The organism is Methanobrevibacter sp. (assembly GCF_045130115.1).
GTDB lineage: Archaea > Methanobacteriota > Methanobacteria > Methanobacteriales > Methanobacteriaceae > Methanocatella.
Genome location: NZ_JBGUPC010000025.1, coordinates 12,915 through 27,533, shown reverse-complemented (window position 1 = coordinate 27,533; position 14,619 = coordinate 12,915). Strand labels below are relative to the sequence as shown.

Sequence of the window (14,619 nt, the reverse complement as noted above, 5' to 3'; positions counted from 1 at the left end):
TTTCTTAGCCAATCAATTGCCTGTAAAAATTCGATAAGGAATGGTTTTTCTTTTCATCATCGATATTTAGAAGAAATTTGATATTAATATTTAAAAAACTTTTTTAAATGGTTTTTATATAAATTTATTTAGTATAACGGGTGATAGTATGGAGCCTAGAAACAAGGACAATTCCTTTATCACATTAAATTCGATTAAAAAATTCAAAGGCAAAAAGATTTTGGTCAATGGTGAAATCAACTTCAAATCCAAATACGATTATATGAAACGGAAGTTGCATGTCCTTAGCCAGGAACAATTAATCGATATTGCTTTAAATGATCGCTCATGGCAGATTCGAAGATTGGCCCTAAAACATATTAAAAATCGAGATGTTGTCTTTAAAATCGCATACAATGATAAAAGTCCCCGAATTCGGGAATACTTTTTGAACAGTTTCAATAAGGCAGCTTTAAAGCACCTTGCATTAACCGACCCGTCAGTCGAAGTGAGAAAGGGCTCAATAAAATACATCAAGGATATAGATTTGTTAGAAAATCTTGCTTTAAACGATTCTTCATTTGACGTTAGAATGAAGGCATGCGATAAGTTAAAAGATGACGAGTTTTTCAAAAAACTGATCCAATCAGAATCATACAGATATGATAAAGTAAAAATCATTAAAAAAATCGATGATGAAAAAATCCTCTTTGACTTTTATTCGATTGCCGATTCATACATGTTAAAGGAAGCAATAATTGAAGGTCTCTCAAATCAGGAATACATATTTGATTTATATGTCATGGAGAATCTTTCATTTTTTAAAGAGCTGTTGATCTCCAGATTCGATGGAAGTGATGAGGATATTCTCTTAAAAGCATTTAATTTAGAAAAGGATTTAAAATTAAAGAAGCTGATATTAAATAAATTTAAGAGAAAGGAATTGTATTATGAGAAAATCTTTTTGAATGATTTGGCCAATCAGTTTTCCGACATAACCGTTGAATATATCAAAAATCAGGAAATATTGCTTGATGTAATATATGGGGATTATGACGATGAAACAAAGCTGAAGGCAGTTTGCAATTTAAATCAGGAAAATTTATTTAAAATTTGCAATGATTTGAATTTGGATGAATTCTTAAGGTTTAAAGCTGTTTCAAATATCGAAAAGGAAAATTATCTGATTGACATTTGTGAAAAATCCCCGAATGTTTGCTTAATTATAACTGCATTGTCCGGCATTAAAAATCAGGAATTTATCAGTGACTTTGGATTGAATCACGATAATTGGAAAGTAAGATCACTTGCAATAGCCAAAACTGATGATAAGGATTCATTGGCGGAAATCGCATTTAATGATACATGCTGGTTTGCAAGGAAGATGGCGGTAAAGAAAGTTAATGATGATGGGAAACTGGTTGAAATCCTAAAAAACGAGAAAAATCGCCAGGTTCAAAAAGTAATCATAAACTCCATCGAAAGTCCTGAAATTTTATTGGATTTGTTTAAATCTGGTTATATTGGTCTTTTTGACATTAAAAGCATTGAAAGATTTGAAGATAATGAGGACATATTGACTCCTGTCGCATTGAATCACAATCTGGAATCTCATAGAAAAAAGGCAGTTACTTTCATAGAAAGTGAAGAAACATTAAAATACATAGCTTTGAATGATGAATCATTTGACGTGCAAAGTATGGCCTTGCTGGAATATAATAGTCAATATAGACAATCAAAAGGAAAATATCGTTTTAATCCGACATTTCGTTTTATAGATGAAGATGTCTTTTATAAATATTTAATGAATAACAAGGATAATAATTCAAATTTTTTCGAATCAATTGTAAAGGAATCAATAAATCATATTAAAAATCCTTCATATTTGATGGACATGGCTCTAAATTCGGTTAATCCTGCAATGTTTTATTCTGCTGTCAATTCAAATTATTTTGATAAGAATAATATTGATGAAGAAAAGTTTTTCTATTTCATAACAGATTACGATGGAGAATATCCGGACATGCTTAATGAGGCCGTCAAATTTATCAGCGATGAAAATTATTTATTTCAAATCGTTAACAGCGGTCATTTCGAGTTGAGCGTCAAAACCATTGCAGTCGATGCTATTGATAATCAGGACATGCTTGAAGAAATTGTTCTGAATCATTCTGATGCATATGTTAGAAATCAGGCAATCAAGAACATTAAAGACAAGAATCTGATAAAATATCTTGCTTTAAATGACCCTTCACATATCGTGCGTAAATCAGCCCTATCGTGGAATCAATATGGTCCGTCCATGTACTCTGGAGCTCGATATGAGATGCTAGGCGATTCAAAAATAATTATTTCCGCTGAAGAAGTCCTTGAAGAGATTCTTTTAAAATCAGATGATGCAAGAATCAGACACCTTGCCTTAAACATGATTTCGGATGAAGAAAGATTATCAAGAATTGCATTATCATCAAGGGATGTTGAAGTTAGAAATAAAGCGACCCAATCAATCAAAAGACAGGATGTTTTAATGAATATTGCACTGAGGGATCCTTCAAGGATTGTCAAAACCTCAGCAATCGATTCAATTGATGAAGCAAATTTGGTAAAAATTGTAAAGGATTTAAAGGACTGGCATGTCCGTGATTATGCACTTAAGCAAATCAATGACAAGCCTTCAGTAATTGATTTTGCATTCAATGATTCCAATTGGCATGTAAGGCATACTGCAGTTTTAAAAATATTTGATGAAAACATTTTAAAAGACATTGCATTATCCGACACCAACATCAACGTTCGCAAATTGGCTATTGAAAGGATAACAGACAGAGAAATTTTGAATGAAATTATAAAAAAGACAACTCACTGCACCACTCCGGGCATAGTTAAATCGAAACTGGGGGTGTGAATATGGATGGTTATAATTTAAATGATAGATTAAATTCGGTTAGGGATACTACAAGCGAGAAAAAACTAAAAAGATATGCTCTTGATGATTATTCAGAGAAAGTTCGAGAGATTGCAGTATCTAAAATAACAGACCCTGCCCTATTATGTTATATTGTAAAAAACGATAGGAGCATTAATGTAGCCAAAAGGGCAGTACAAAATATTGATGATGAAGAGGCATTGTATAATCTGTTCATGGAACTGTCAAAAATTGGAATAACTCAATATCATGAAATCTATTCCGCAATCATCGAAAAAATTGCTTCGCATGCTATTGCCGGTGAGAAAATTTTAGCAGAAATTGTATTGAACGATTCACGATGGGCTATTCGCCGTGAAGCGGTCATAAAAATTACAAATCAGAAAGTTTTAGTTGAACTTGCATTAAACCATTCAGATGATATTGTTCGTAAAGAAGCGGTCAAAAAAATTGCAAATCAGGAAGTTTTAGTTGAACTTGCATTAAACGATTCAGATGATATTGTTCGTAAAGAAGCGGTCAAAAAAATTGCAAATCAGGAAGTTTTAGTTGAAATCGCATCAAATGATTTTCACTGGATTCGTCGTGAAGCGGTCAAAAGAATTACAAATCAGGAAGTTTTAGTTGAAATTGCATTAGACAATCAAGAAAATGATGTTCGTCGTGAAGCGTTCAAAAGAATTACAAATCAGGAAGTTTTAGTGGATATATTATTAAACGATTCATATGATGATTTTAGCGATGATGCCATTGAAGGAATTTCAGATAAGGAAGTTTTACTTGAAATACTGTCAGTTAAATCTCCCAATTTTGTCAGGAATGCCGCCGATAAAATAAATGATCAGCTTATTTTATTGGACCTTGCATTATCTAATGAAAGTGTGGCTGAAAATTTAGATATGGAATCAGAAATATTTTATAAAGCATTGAAAAAGGAGGTGAGTTAAATGAAGCCTTTTAGCTATCTTAAAAAACATATTGAATATGCCCTTGAGGAGCAAACATATAATGAAGCTGATTTCGAAGGGGAAACATATAAAGAAATCATGGTTGATGATGACATTTATTATGAGAGAGGTATGGATAATTCAGAGGGGATTTCCATTAATACCGAGTATTTAATCATAAATGGTGACGGGCATGACGTTGATCTCAATTTCCAAACCGAAGCATTCCTGGTCTCTTCAGATATGGTAATTTTGAAAAATTTCAACTTTAAAAATGGACGGGGTCATCAGGGAGGAGTTATTCATAACACAGGTTCACTAAGAATTGAAAACTGCACCTTTTCTGACTGCAAGGCTTTAAACGGCGGCGCCATATATAATGAAGGATTTTTAGTTGTTGACAAATGCAATTTTGAAAACAATTCTACCACTTATCATCTTGGCGACGGAGGAGCAATTTTAAACAAATTCATTTCAATGATTTTTAATTCAAATTTCATTAATAATCATTCTGAAAATAATGGGGGTGCAATTTTCAGCGATAAATATTTAATGGCTGATAATTGCTTTTTTAAAAGAAATTCGGCACGTTTAGATGGAGGAACTATAAAGAATAAAGGCTTTTTAAGTTTTGGCATTTTTTTCGAAGATTCATCCAACAAATGGAATGTCAATGTTAGCAAGAAAGGCATTATTAAAAATTGTCTTTTTGAAGATAGTGAAGGCAGGGTAATTAGAACAAGTGAAGATCTGGACATTGAAAACTGCACTTTCAGACGTTGCAAAGACATAATCAGCATTCACAGCTCCAGGATTAATATAACAGATTGTCTGTTTGAAAACAACAGTTCCTATCTTATTGATAATACATACAGCACTGTCATTAATTCAATTGTCAGACTGGAAAATTGTCATTTCATAAATAACGGTTCTAAAGTTCTTAATCATCTCCCACTTTTTGAATCAAGCCTATTTAAAATCTATGTTAAAGATAAATATTGGAATGTTAAAAATTGTTCCTTTGAAAATAATGTTTCAAATTATCTTTTTGACTGTTCTTCAATTCATCTTAGCTTAGATGATGTAACTTTTGAAGGAAATGACTTTGAAGTCCTTTTAAGAGACACATCCAATTCGAAAGATGATGTGGAGTTGAAACTTGACAATGTTACATTCAATGAAAAATCTGAGAACATCATTTCATGTAATTGTGACTTGCAAATCAATGACTGCAAATTTCTCAAGCATCAAAAAATCAACGGCGAAAGCGTTTTGGACATATACGACAGTGAAAGGAAATTCATTGATAAATTGAATGATGACTAGTTTCACAAGTTTTAAATATTTTTTCATTTCTATTATTAATCATGAAAAGGGCAGTAGTATTTGATAACTCCGGAACACTGATTGAAAGGTTTAGGGTCATTAAGGATGTTATAAATGGTAACATTTTCACCGATATCAATTCACTTGATTTGATCGACCAGGCTGATGCCCTGGCGCTGGTAGTTCTTCAGTTCAATACAAATAAACTTCTGAAATTAGACCCTGACACTTTGATTTCAGATGTTATAAAAGAATATAACATTGACTTTGATGTCAGCTTTTCAACTAATCAGGTTTCCAAAGCCGAGGTCAAGGAAATTCTAGACAACGAAAAGTCAACAACAATATCAGACATAACAGACGGTTTTGACATTTTGCGCGAAAAGATTTCCCATATGGAGCTCTGCAACGGGTCCGCTCTCATTGTTGACATGGACTTGGGCGTTGTTGCTTATACAATAACTTCAGCGGGCAAGTTTTTCCCAAAGGTATTTGAAACCGTCGAAACGTTAAAGTCCCGTGGAATTGAGATATACATTGCTTCAGGAGACAGGAAGGGAGCCATCAACAGACTGGCCAACATGTTGGACGTTCCCGAAGACAATGCCTTCGGCACAGTTTCAACCCGTGGCAAATGTGAGGTGGTGTCTATCCTCAAGGACAGCGGCTATAAGGTCATGATGGTTGGTGACGGACTCAATGATATATTGGCCTTTAAAAAGGCTGACGTTAGTGTCCTTACCATTGAACAGCAGGAGGAGGTGTCCCCTAAGATGATGGACAAGACCGATTACATTATTGAGGATATTTTCGAGGTCACGATGATTGATTTTTAGTTAATTTTTTTTATAACTCATAACTTATAAGTTATAACTTATAACTAATAACAGCTAAAAAAATAATAATAACTTATAAGTTATCAATGACCTCTTTGCTTTTGAGGATGTTATCGAAGTTGTTCAACTCGATGATTGCAGTATCAATCTTTTTAAGCAGATTCAGGTCCATTGTACCTTCACCCAATGTAATGTGCTGGTCTTTTACCCCATCATTGTCATTCAGGTGACAGTAGCTGATGTTTTTTAGGCTGAGCATCTCCTCAAGGTTTCCGCATGTATTTCCGTGGCCGGTGTCGATTGTCAGGCTGCAGCCGGTTGCCTCCTGTATCATCTCTATTTCCTCAACGGTGTTTCCTAAAAATTTGCCACGGACAGGCATGTTTTCTACTGAAATTTCCACATTTGTGTTGTCTATGATTTCTCCTATGCTTTCAATAGCTATTTCCAATGCCCATTTCCTTAGATGCGGTTCGTTTCTACCTATTATTCCAGGATGCACTGTAATCGTATTTGCGTTAATGCTTTCCGCATACTGTCCGCAATGGATCATCTGTTTTACGCTTTCAGCTCTTATTCCTCTGTTCAGGCTTGCGATGTTGATGTCTACTGTTGCTGCATGCATTCTCATGTCCAGGCCGCAATCCTTGAATTCACCATTGTCCTTTTCATAAAATGGGCCTTCTGCGAGAATTTCTATTATTTCAAATCCATGTCTTTTAGCTAAATCGATGATGTCATTGTTAGGTTCCATGAATAAAGCCAGTGTTGTAAAACCTAATTTCATATTTAAATATTGGTAATGCAAATATAATAAATGTTAACATATATCAAAAATTGACATATGGTGAAATATGACAGACGAAAAAGATTTTGAAAAAACTCATGAAAAGTTCCTCAAGCATTTTACCAATGGAATAATCCATAAGCTGATTTTGTGGATTATTTCAAAGGAGAATATTCATGGCTATGGAATCATGAAAAAGCTGGATGAATTTTTCAGCTTTGAAAATTCCAAATGTGACATGAAAATCAATTCAAGCAAAATATATCCGATATTGTCCAAAATGGAGGATCAAGGATTAATTATTGGGGAATGGAAAGTCAACGAAAACAACAAAAGGGTAAAATATTATTCAATAACCGAAGATGGGCAGCAGTTCCTGAATGAAATGCAGGCTCATATGAATGTTATCTTGGATAATCCCTCCTGGATGAATTTTTTCAAAGACATGACAGGAATGGAGATTAACAATGAACGCAATTGAAACTAGAAATCTGACAAAAGTCTACAACAATAACTTTACTGCGGTTAATTCTCTTAACTTGGAAATTCCAAAAGGAAGTATTTTTGGCATGTTGGGTCCGAATGGGGCAGGCAAGACAACCACAATCAAGATGCTCACTTGCTTGATTCAGCCCACTTCCGGCAAAGCTACTGTTGGAGGATATGACGTTCAGGAAAATCCCGATGAGGTGCGAAACCTTCTGGGAATGGTTCCTCAACAGGTTAGCCTGTATAAGGATTTGACAGTAATGGAAAACTCACAGTTGTGTGCAGACTATTATGGTGTGCCTCAGGACGAGCGTGATTCACGAATTGAAGATTTGATGGAGCTTGTTGACATCAAATATGCAAAGGACAAGCGTGTCGGTCAGCTTTCAGGAGGCCAAAAGCAAAAGGCTTCCCTTGTGGCAAGTCTCGTTCACAGGCCGGACATCCTGTTTCTGGATGAGCCAACAATCGGGCTAGACCCTACCACCAAACGAACCCTTTGGGATTTGATAAGAGAATTAAACGACAACGGTCACACAATAATTTTATGCTCCCACGACATGCATGAGGTGGATATGCTTTGTGACAATGTGGGAATCATCAATACTGGTAATTTAGTCGCTTACGACACTCCTCAAGGGCTTAAGGATGCTCTTCTGGAAAGCAACAAGCAGGATCTCACCGATGCCTTAAGCAAAATTTCCGATGAAAGTGAGGATTCCGATTCACAAAAAGAGGATTTGGAAAATCTCAGCTTAAAGAAGATGTCAGTGCTTTTGAAAAATCAGGACGAGGAAATTATTGAGACAATTTCCCAGTCTGATAATGTAAAAAGCGTTGAAGTGGCTCACAACGGCCGTATTAATTTGAGAATTGACAGCTTTGATGATATGGCCGTTCAGAATGTATTGAATGATATCATTTCCTCAGGCGGAATAATCACTTCTATTTACACTGAAGAGCCGTCATTGGAGGATGTGTTTATAAAATCAACATCAGAGGTGAATGAAGATGATCGAGCCTAAGAAATTCTGGTGGATGATTAAAAAGGAACTGATTTCACTTAAAAGGCACCCTGCAAGATTGGTTTCTATCCTTGCCTTTCCGATAATCATGATTCTGCTCTTTGGTTATGGAATGGGTGGGGAAATGACTGACCTGCCTATTGTTGTAGTGTCACAGTCAGACGGCGACTTGACCGATTTGACTTTGGACACCATAAAGTCAACCGAAACATATCATGTCGTTGAGGTCATTGACAGTTTGGATGAGGGAAAGCAGCGTGTTGAATCGGGCGAAGTTAAGGCAGCAATAATATTGCCTTCTGATTATGATAAGGATACGACTCAGCAGAAGGGAGTAACGCTTTACATTGATTCGTCAGACCAGATGGCTTCACAGATTATTGAATCATCAACTCAGGGAATATTCTACAGGATTTCAAATATGGTTGCTTCACAGACTAGCGTTTCCACTCAGGATGCGAATATCGAGCCAAGCATTTCACATTCCCTCGACAACTTCAAGGATGACATAAGCCTTCACATCAATCGTATTTATGGAAATATCAAGTACATCGACTTTTTGGTTCCTGCAATTTTGGGAATGACAATCATGATGAGCTGTATGATGGGAATGGGTGCAACCATTGCAGGTGAGCGTGAAACCGGTGAGCTTGCAAGACTGTTCATGACACCGACATCCGTTTCCACAGTTATCGGAGGAAAGATTGCAGCAAAACTATTGATTGAGCTTGTACGGGCGCTGATACTGATATTCATGGCGGTATTGTTATTTAATGTGAGCATCAAGGGAGGATTCCTTCAGACATTCATCGTTTTAGTCATTGGGGCATTGTGTTTTGTCGGATTTGGAATCATGCTTTCCGCAAGGACACAGACCCAGGAGGATTATGCACAGATATCCCTGCCGTTCTCAATGCCTATGATGTTTGTTTCAGGTGTGTTCTATCCGATTGAGACAATGCCTTGGATTTTACAGAAGTTGGCTTACATTTTCCCATTGACATATTTGAATGATGCAATGAGGGGAATAATGCTTAAAGGCCAAACTTTAGGTGATGTATGGCTCGATTTAGTCGTGCTTTTAGGATTTACAGTTTTATTCTTTATCATTGGAGTAAAACGATTTAACAGGGATGTATAGGAGGTTTTGAAATGTATAAAAAATTATTAATGGGGCTTATTATAGCGCTTTTGTGTCTGTCTCCAATAGCCGCTGCAAATTGGGATTCATTTGCTGGAGACGTTGACCATAATGCTTATAGGGAAGAAAATTCTGATTTCGTAACTAATCTGTGGACATACAGTATGGGATCTCCAATCCATTCATCCCCTGCAATCTACGGTGATTATGTATATATCGTATCAACCGACGGCATCCTAAAAGCCGTTGATATGCAAACAGGAGAAGAGGAATGGGATTTGGATTTGGGATCTCCTACAAATTCCTCACCTATTGTACATAAGAACAGATTGTACATAGGCTGTGAAGACGGCCTGAAAGCGGTAAACATCAACTCTCACGAAATCATTTGGGATTATGACTGCAACAATGTGGCATCAACCCCATTTTATCATGATGATGTTATTTACTTTGGAAGTGACGACGGACATTTATATGGACTTAACAGTGATGGAAAGGTTGAATTCAACAAAAAACTTGATGGGGAGCTTAAATCATCTCCTATTGTCGTAAACGATACAATATTTATCGGTTCAACAAATTCCAAATTATACAGCATAGACACCGACAAGTCTACAAACTGGGAGTTCACCACCGGCGATGAAATATTATCCTCTCCAAGCTATGTGAATGAAACAGTTATCTTCGGTTCAAGCGACGGCAACATCTATTGCTTAAAAGAATCCGATGGAGGACTGGTCTGGAAAAAGGACCTGAGCAATAAGGTAATATCCTCCCCGACTGTTGACGAGCATGACAACAGCGTCTATATAGGCAGTGATGAGGGAAACTTAACATGTCTTGATATCCGTGACGGTATCGTAAAATGGTCCCATCAGGTAGGTGACAAGATTCAAACAACAGCTGCTCTAAAAGACAATTTGCTTGCATTCGGCTCCAATAACGGTAACCTCTATGTTTTGAATAAGTATACCGGTGCCGAAGAGTTTACATACAATCCTGGTACTATTTTATTTAATTCCCCAATTAAATCCTCACCGGTTATAAACGGTAACACCCTGATGTTCGGGGATGATTCAGGCAGTCTATATTCATTGAATATTGAAAAATATGAAGTTCCAGGCTCTATGCAACTGTATTATTCATTAGGAGTTTTAATTGTTCTTATGATTGTAGCTATTGTTGTTGTATTTAAGGTTAAGGGTCGCAAATAATTAACCTTATTAACCTTATTTTTTAAATCTTAAATGGGGGATGCGATGCAGAATATCGAAACTTTAAGAAATGAAAACATGAATCTAGCGGAAAAAATATATATTTTCGACACTACTCTAAGGGATGGTGAACAGACTCCCGGTGTAGCACTGACAGTTGATGAAAAAATCCAGATTGCTCAAAAGCTCAACAATTTAGGGGTTGACAAGATTGAAGTCGGCTTTCCGGCTTCATCAAAAGGCGAAATAGAGTCTGCCCGAAAAATCAAGGCTTTGGATTTGGATTCGACTTTGGTAGGACTTTCAAGATCTTTGACAGTGGATGTAGATGCTGTTTTGGATGCGGATTTGGACTATATACATACATTTATCGGAACCTCTCCTTTGCATCGTGATTATAAGCTGAAAATGTCCAAATCAGAAATCATCACAAAGGCAGTTGAAACTGTGGAATATGCTAAAGACCATGGATTGACAGTTGAGTTTTCCGCTGAGGACGCTACCAGAACCGAAAAGGGTTTTCTATATGATGTCTTCAGCCAGGTAATTGATGCCGGGGCTGATTTTTTAGACGTTCCTGATACTGTCGGCATTTTGACTCCAATCATGACACGTGAATTAATAACCGATATAAAGGAAAGCTTCTCAATTCCTATTAGTGTACATTTCCATAATGATTTCGGACTTGCTACCGCAAACACTCTGACAGCTATCGAATGCGGGGCCAATCAGGCACACGTTACAGTCAACGGTTTGGGTGAGAGGACCGGTAACTGTTCTCTTGAAGAGCTTGTTATGACTTTGAAGTCAGCTTATAATGTTGATTTGGGCTTGGATACCACCCGATTATATAGCCTGTCCAATTTGGTGGGCCGTTTGACTGGTGTAAAGATGCCTGTCAACAAGCCGATTGTTGGGGATAACGCTTTTGCTCATGAATCCGGAATTCATGTTCATGGCATACTGAACAACTCATCTACTTATGAACCGATTTCACCTGAAATGGTTGGCCATTCCAGACGTATCGTGTTGGGCAAACATACAGGCGCTAACGCTTTAAAGTCTAAATTAAAGGAATATCACATTGATTTAACTGATGAACAATTCTATAAGGTTTTCAATGAAATAAAATCTTTAGGTGACAGTGGTAAATGTGTCACTGATGATGATTTGGTGGCTATTGCCATTACCGAACTCGCTTCAGCTCGTGAAACCCCAATTGAAATTAGGGGTATGAGTATTTCAATGGGTGCTAATGTTTCTCCAACCGCTACAGTTAAGCTTGCAATCGATGGTGTGGAAAAGGAAACTGCAAGTACAGGTGTCGGGCCGGTTGATGCTGCATTAAATGCTATTAGTGCTTTGATTGAGGATACTCTTCATATAGAGCTTGAAGAATATAATCTTGAGGCTATTAACGGCGGTACCGATGCACTGGCTGACGTATTTGTGATTTGTTCTGATCCTGATGGCAATAAATCTACCGGAAGGTCCATCAATCAGGACATAGTCATGGCAAGTATATTGGCTGTTTTGGATTCAATCAATAAATTGTTGGTAATTTATCGAACAAATTATTAAATTTTTTTTAATATTTTCTTTTTTGTTTATTTTTTTAGTTTATTTGTAATTTTTATTTTACAAATTATTATTTTATTATTATAGATTAATTGAAATATTATGAAAAAGTTTAGTAGATTTTCTATTTATTATTTATTTTTTTATTTATTTTTTATTTGCATATTAATTGTTCAATATTTTATATTTATTTCTTTTTTTATTTTTTATATATTCCATTTTTTTTATTTTACTGTTTATATTTATTATGCAAATTTTATGTAAAATTTTATATACATTAATATCTAAAGTTTAATATGGTGAAATTATCATGGAGAATAATACAATTTTTGTAGGTAGCAAACCTGTTATGAATTATGTTTTAGCAGTTGTTACACAATTTAACGAGGGATCAGATAGCGTTCTTTTAAGAGCTAGAGGAAAAGCTATCAGTCGTGCTGTTGATGCTGCTGAAATTGTAAGAAATAGGTTTGTTCCAGAAGCGGATGTTACTGACATTCAAATTTCTACTGAAGAAATTGAAAATTTCAACAATGAAAAAACAAACGTTTCTATTATAGAAATTTTAATTGAAAAGAGTGAATAGCTCTTTTTAATCAAATTTCTTTAAAACATTTTTATCAAAAAGGTATTTGGAAAGCAATATATTTGATGTTCCTTTTCCTTTTGCTTCTACTTTTCCTTTGCGTATTGCTTTTAGGATACTGTCAATATCCTTTTCACAATCGATCAGACTAAAGCAGTCGCCAACAAATTTCCAATAGTGTGCATCGCTTGCACCTAATGTGGGAATATTTTCAGTTTTTGCTAAATTTTTTGCCTTATTGTTACAGTATCCTATAATGAATCTTGCATTCTTTGTCTCTATTGCATCGATTTTAAGTTCCTTTGGATCAATTTTGCATAGGAGCCCGTGGCGGTAAAAACAGAATGGGTGAGGTATAATTGCAAGACCCCCTAAATCATGAATTCTGTCGATAGTATCTTGAGGTGAAAGGTCACGAGGTATATTTTCCTCACACCCAAAACCAAGAATATGGCCAAGTGTTGATGAAATTTCTATAGATGGTATTGCCAATATATCTGTATTTCTTGTTTTAGCTAAAACTTCAGTTGTTCCGTCTACGGTATTGTGGTCGCTTATGGCTATTATGTCAATATCCCTTTTTTGTGCTGTTGTTAAAATATCGTCAATTTTTGAATGTGAGTCAGGGGAATATTCGCTGTGAATGTGGGAGTCCATCTTAAGCATATTATCTATCCTTGTATAGTTTTGATTAATCCTATGGTTCCTGTCATCATCACATCTCCTCCAGGAGCCGCATGATGCCAGTCAAGATTGGTCTTTTCAATCAGTTCCCTTTTTGGGCCGCTGACTATTACCTTTTCTATTTCAGATATAGGGTTTAGAACATGTGCTCCGTGTCCAAAGTCTTCATGAACTTCCTCATGGGTAATCTCACCGGAGGCCAACCTTTTGATGTATCTTTCAAGTGATTCGCCGGTGAGGCTTGAGGTGTGATGTTCAAATACTCCCTGTATCTTTCCGTTTTCTATTGATGCGGCTGTTGTGTGGCCGTTTCCGATATCAATTACTATAAAGCTATTAAGTTTGCTTGCCACTTCGTCATAGCACATTCCTGCAATTGATGCGAACTTGGTATCCATTACCAACGGCAACTTCTCTATGCCTTCATCCTTAATCTGCCTTCTGACAGCCTGCATTCTTGTAAAGTAGTCAGGCATCTCCTCCTTGAATCCGAATTCCAATGGAGAAATTGGGTGTGACACCTTTTCCCTTATCTTTTCAAATCTGAAGTCCCTGTCGCCCATGTTTTCATTATAGCCGTGATCCTGCACCGCTATAGCTATTTCATCGAAATCAAAATCAAGGTCATAACCCAATAAAAATTCAGATAGCTTTTTTATATTGATGTCGCCCATTTTTATTTTTGTATAGTCCTTGTAGTCTTTGTTTTCATCTGCAATTTCTATACCCAGGGACTTGACCTGTTCGATATTGTCTCGAATTGTCTTTGCGCATGTCGGTTCCATCACTACCTTGTATCCCTTTTCCATATGTTCCAATAGGCTTTTCTTTATTTTTCCTCCGCCCATTATCTCTCCAGTAAAGTAAAGGTCGTTTTCGATTTCCCTTATCTGTTGGGATATGTATAGGTGTGGAGAGGGCAGAACTAGTTTGATTGAGTTTTCCAGTTCCTTTTCGGTATCATATATCATTATGTCCTGTGTTCCGGTTCCGACATCAATTGCTAAAATTCTCATGATTTTAAATTGTTTTTTATGATATTAATAATTAAAGTGTACATTTTTGTACAACAAAGCTTTATATAGTACATTAATGTAAGTA

General features: G+C 36.0%; 13 protein-coding genes. 10 read left to right on the top strand and 3 right to left on the bottom strand.

What is annotated here, in order from left to right; all coding sequences use genetic code 11:
* The first annotated feature begins 148 nt into the window (after positions 1 to 148).
* Genes ACJMML_RS04630 through ACJMML_RS04615 form a run of 4 tightly spaced genes read left to right on the top strand, consistent with a single transcriptional unit; the run spans position 149 to position 6,014 of the window.
* Entirely contained in the window at positions 149 to 2,884 is a 2,736-nt protein-coding gene (locus tag ACJMML_RS04630) for a HEAT repeat domain-containing protein (RefSeq protein WP_405306212.1), read from the top strand.
* Positions 2,885 to 2,886: 2 nt separating this feature from the next.
* Positions 2,887 to 3,852 carry a HEAT repeat domain-containing protein gene (locus ACJMML_RS04625; RefSeq protein WP_405306211.1) on the top strand — a complete coding sequence of 322 codons (966 nt, stop codon included), beginning with the start codon at positions 2,887 to 2,889 and terminating at the stop codon, positions 3,850 to 3,852.
* The gene (locus ACJMML_RS04620) at positions 3,853 to 5,178 is read left to right on the top strand and encodes a hypothetical protein (protein ID WP_405306210.1); all 1,326 of its coding nucleotides are present in this window, start codon (positions 3,853 to 3,855) and stop codon (positions 5,176 to 5,178) included.
* A 41-nt stretch (positions 5,179 to 5,219) separates the two neighbouring features.
* Positions 5,220 to 6,014 carry an HAD family hydrolase gene (locus ACJMML_RS04615; RefSeq protein WP_405306209.1) on the top strand — a complete coding sequence of 265 codons (795 nt, stop codon included), beginning with the start codon at positions 5,220 to 5,222 and terminating at the stop codon, positions 6,012 to 6,014.
* A 73-nt stretch (positions 6,015 to 6,087) separates the two neighbouring features.
* Here ACJMML_RS04615 and ACJMML_RS04610 read toward each other — a convergent pair whose 3' ends face one another.
* Positions 6,088 to 6,801 (bottom strand): sugar phosphate isomerase/epimerase family protein, encoded by a 714-nt coding sequence (locus tag ACJMML_RS04610; RefSeq protein WP_405306208.1) that lies wholly within the window; start codon positions 6,799 to 6,801, stop codon positions 6,088 to 6,090.
* A 67-nt stretch (positions 6,802 to 6,868) separates the two neighbouring features.
* On the opposite strand from ACJMML_RS04610, the gene ACJMML_RS04605 reads away from it, so the two are divergent.
* The 6 genes from ACJMML_RS04605 (at position 6,869) to albA (ending at position 12,834) form a co-directional block, all read left to right on the top strand.
* On the top strand, positions 6,869 to 7,282 hold the full coding sequence (locus tag ACJMML_RS04605; protein WP_405306207.1) for a PadR family transcriptional regulator: 414 nt from the start codon (positions 6,869 to 6,871) through the stop codon (positions 7,280 to 7,282).
* Entirely contained in the window at positions 7,269 to 8,315 is a 1,047-nt protein-coding gene (locus ACJMML_RS04600) for an ATP-binding cassette domain-containing protein (RefSeq protein WP_405306206.1), read from the top strand. Before ACJMML_RS04605 ends, ACJMML_RS04600 begins: the two co-directional genes overlap by 14 nt.
* Positions 8,302 to 9,456, top strand: coding sequence for an ABC transporter permease (locus ACJMML_RS04595; protein WP_405306205.1), 1,155 nt, complete (start codon positions 8,302 to 8,304; stop codon positions 9,454 to 9,456). The genes ACJMML_RS04600 and ACJMML_RS04595 overlap by 14 nt, the downstream gene beginning before the upstream one ends.
* Positions 9,457 to 9,467: 11 nt before the next feature.
* Positions 9,468 to 10,670 carry a PQQ-binding-like beta-propeller repeat protein gene (locus ACJMML_RS04590; RefSeq protein ID WP_405306204.1) on the top strand — a complete coding sequence of 401 codons (1,203 nt, stop codon included), beginning with the start codon at positions 9,468 to 9,470 and terminating at the stop codon, positions 10,668 to 10,670.
* Positions 10,671 to 10,715: 45 nt separating this feature from the next.
* Positions 10,716 to 12,251, top strand: coding sequence for a 2-isopropylmalate synthase (locus ACJMML_RS04585; RefSeq protein WP_405306203.1), 1,536 nt, complete (start codon positions 10,716 to 10,718; stop codon positions 12,249 to 12,251).
* A 307-nt stretch (positions 12,252 to 12,558) separates the two neighbouring features.
* Positions 12,559 to 12,834 (top strand): DNA-binding protein Alba, encoded by a 276-nt coding sequence (gene albA / locus ACJMML_RS04580; protein WP_292600277.1) that lies wholly within the window; start codon positions 12,559 to 12,561, stop codon positions 12,832 to 12,834.
* 6 nt (positions 12,835 to 12,840) lie between these two features.
* On the opposite strand, the gene ACJMML_RS04575 is transcribed toward albA, so the two are convergent.
* Both ACJMML_RS04575 and ACJMML_RS04570 read right to left on the bottom strand, forming a co-directional pair.
* Complete coding sequence (locus tag ACJMML_RS04575) at positions 12,841 to 13,500, bottom strand: PHP-associated domain-containing protein (RefSeq protein ID WP_405306202.1); 660 nt, start codon at positions 13,498 to 13,500, stop codon at positions 12,841 to 12,843.
* A 5-nt stretch (positions 13,501 to 13,505) separates the two neighbouring features.
* Complete coding sequence (locus tag ACJMML_RS04570; protein ID WP_405306201.1) at positions 13,506 to 14,534, bottom strand: DUF1786 domain-containing protein; 1,029 nt, start codon at positions 14,532 to 14,534, stop codon at positions 13,506 to 13,508.
* Positions 14,535 to 14,619: the final 85 nt, after the last annotated feature.

Excerpts from the sequence above, each read along its gene's own strand:
- ACJMML_RS04625 (WP_405306211.1), top strand. The coding sequence starts at position 2,887 with ATGGATGGTTATAATTTAAATGATAGATTAAATTCGGTTAGGGATACT.
- ACJMML_RS04595 (WP_405306205.1), top strand. The coding sequence starts at position 8,302 with ATGATCGAGCCTAAGAAATTCTGGTGGATGATTAAAAAGGAACTGATT.
- ACJMML_RS04615 (WP_405306209.1), top strand. The coding sequence starts at position 5,220 with ATGAAAAGGGCAGTAGTATTTGATAACTCCGGAACACTGATTGAAAGG.
- ACJMML_RS04610 (WP_405306208.1), bottom strand. The coding sequence starts at position 6,801 with ATGAAATTAGGTTTTACAACACTGGCTTTATTCATGGAACCTAACAAT.
- ACJMML_RS04620 (WP_405306210.1), top strand. The coding sequence starts at position 3,853 with ATGAAGCCTTTTAGCTATCTTAAAAAACATATTGAATATGCCCTTGAG.
- ACJMML_RS04605 (WP_405306207.1), top strand. The coding sequence starts at position 6,869 with ATGACAGACGAAAAAGATTTTGAAAAAACTCATGAAAAGTTCCTCAAG.
- albA (WP_292600277.1), top strand. The coding sequence starts at position 12,559 with ATGGAGAATAATACAATTTTTGTAGGTAGCAAACCTGTTATGAATTAT.
- ACJMML_RS04570 (WP_405306201.1), bottom strand. The coding sequence starts at position 14,534 with ATGAGAATTTTAGCAATTGATGTCGGAACCGGAACACAGGACATAATG.
- ACJMML_RS04575 (WP_405306202.1), bottom strand. The coding sequence starts at position 13,500 with ATGCTTAAGATGGACTCCCACATTCACAGCGAATATTCCCCTGACTCA.
- ACJMML_RS04600 (WP_405306206.1), top strand. The coding sequence starts at position 7,269 with ATGAACGCAATTGAAACTAGAAATCTGACAAAAGTCTACAACAATAAC.
- ACJMML_RS04630 (WP_405306212.1), top strand. The coding sequence starts at position 149 with ATGGAGCCTAGAAACAAGGACAATTCCTTTATCACATTAAATTCGATT.
- ACJMML_RS04585 (WP_405306203.1), top strand. The coding sequence starts at position 10,716 with ATGCAGAATATCGAAACTTTAAGAAATGAAAACATGAATCTAGCGGAA.
- ACJMML_RS04590 (WP_405306204.1), top strand. The coding sequence starts at position 9,468 with ATGTATAAAAAATTATTAATGGGGCTTATTATAGCGCTTTTGTGTCTG.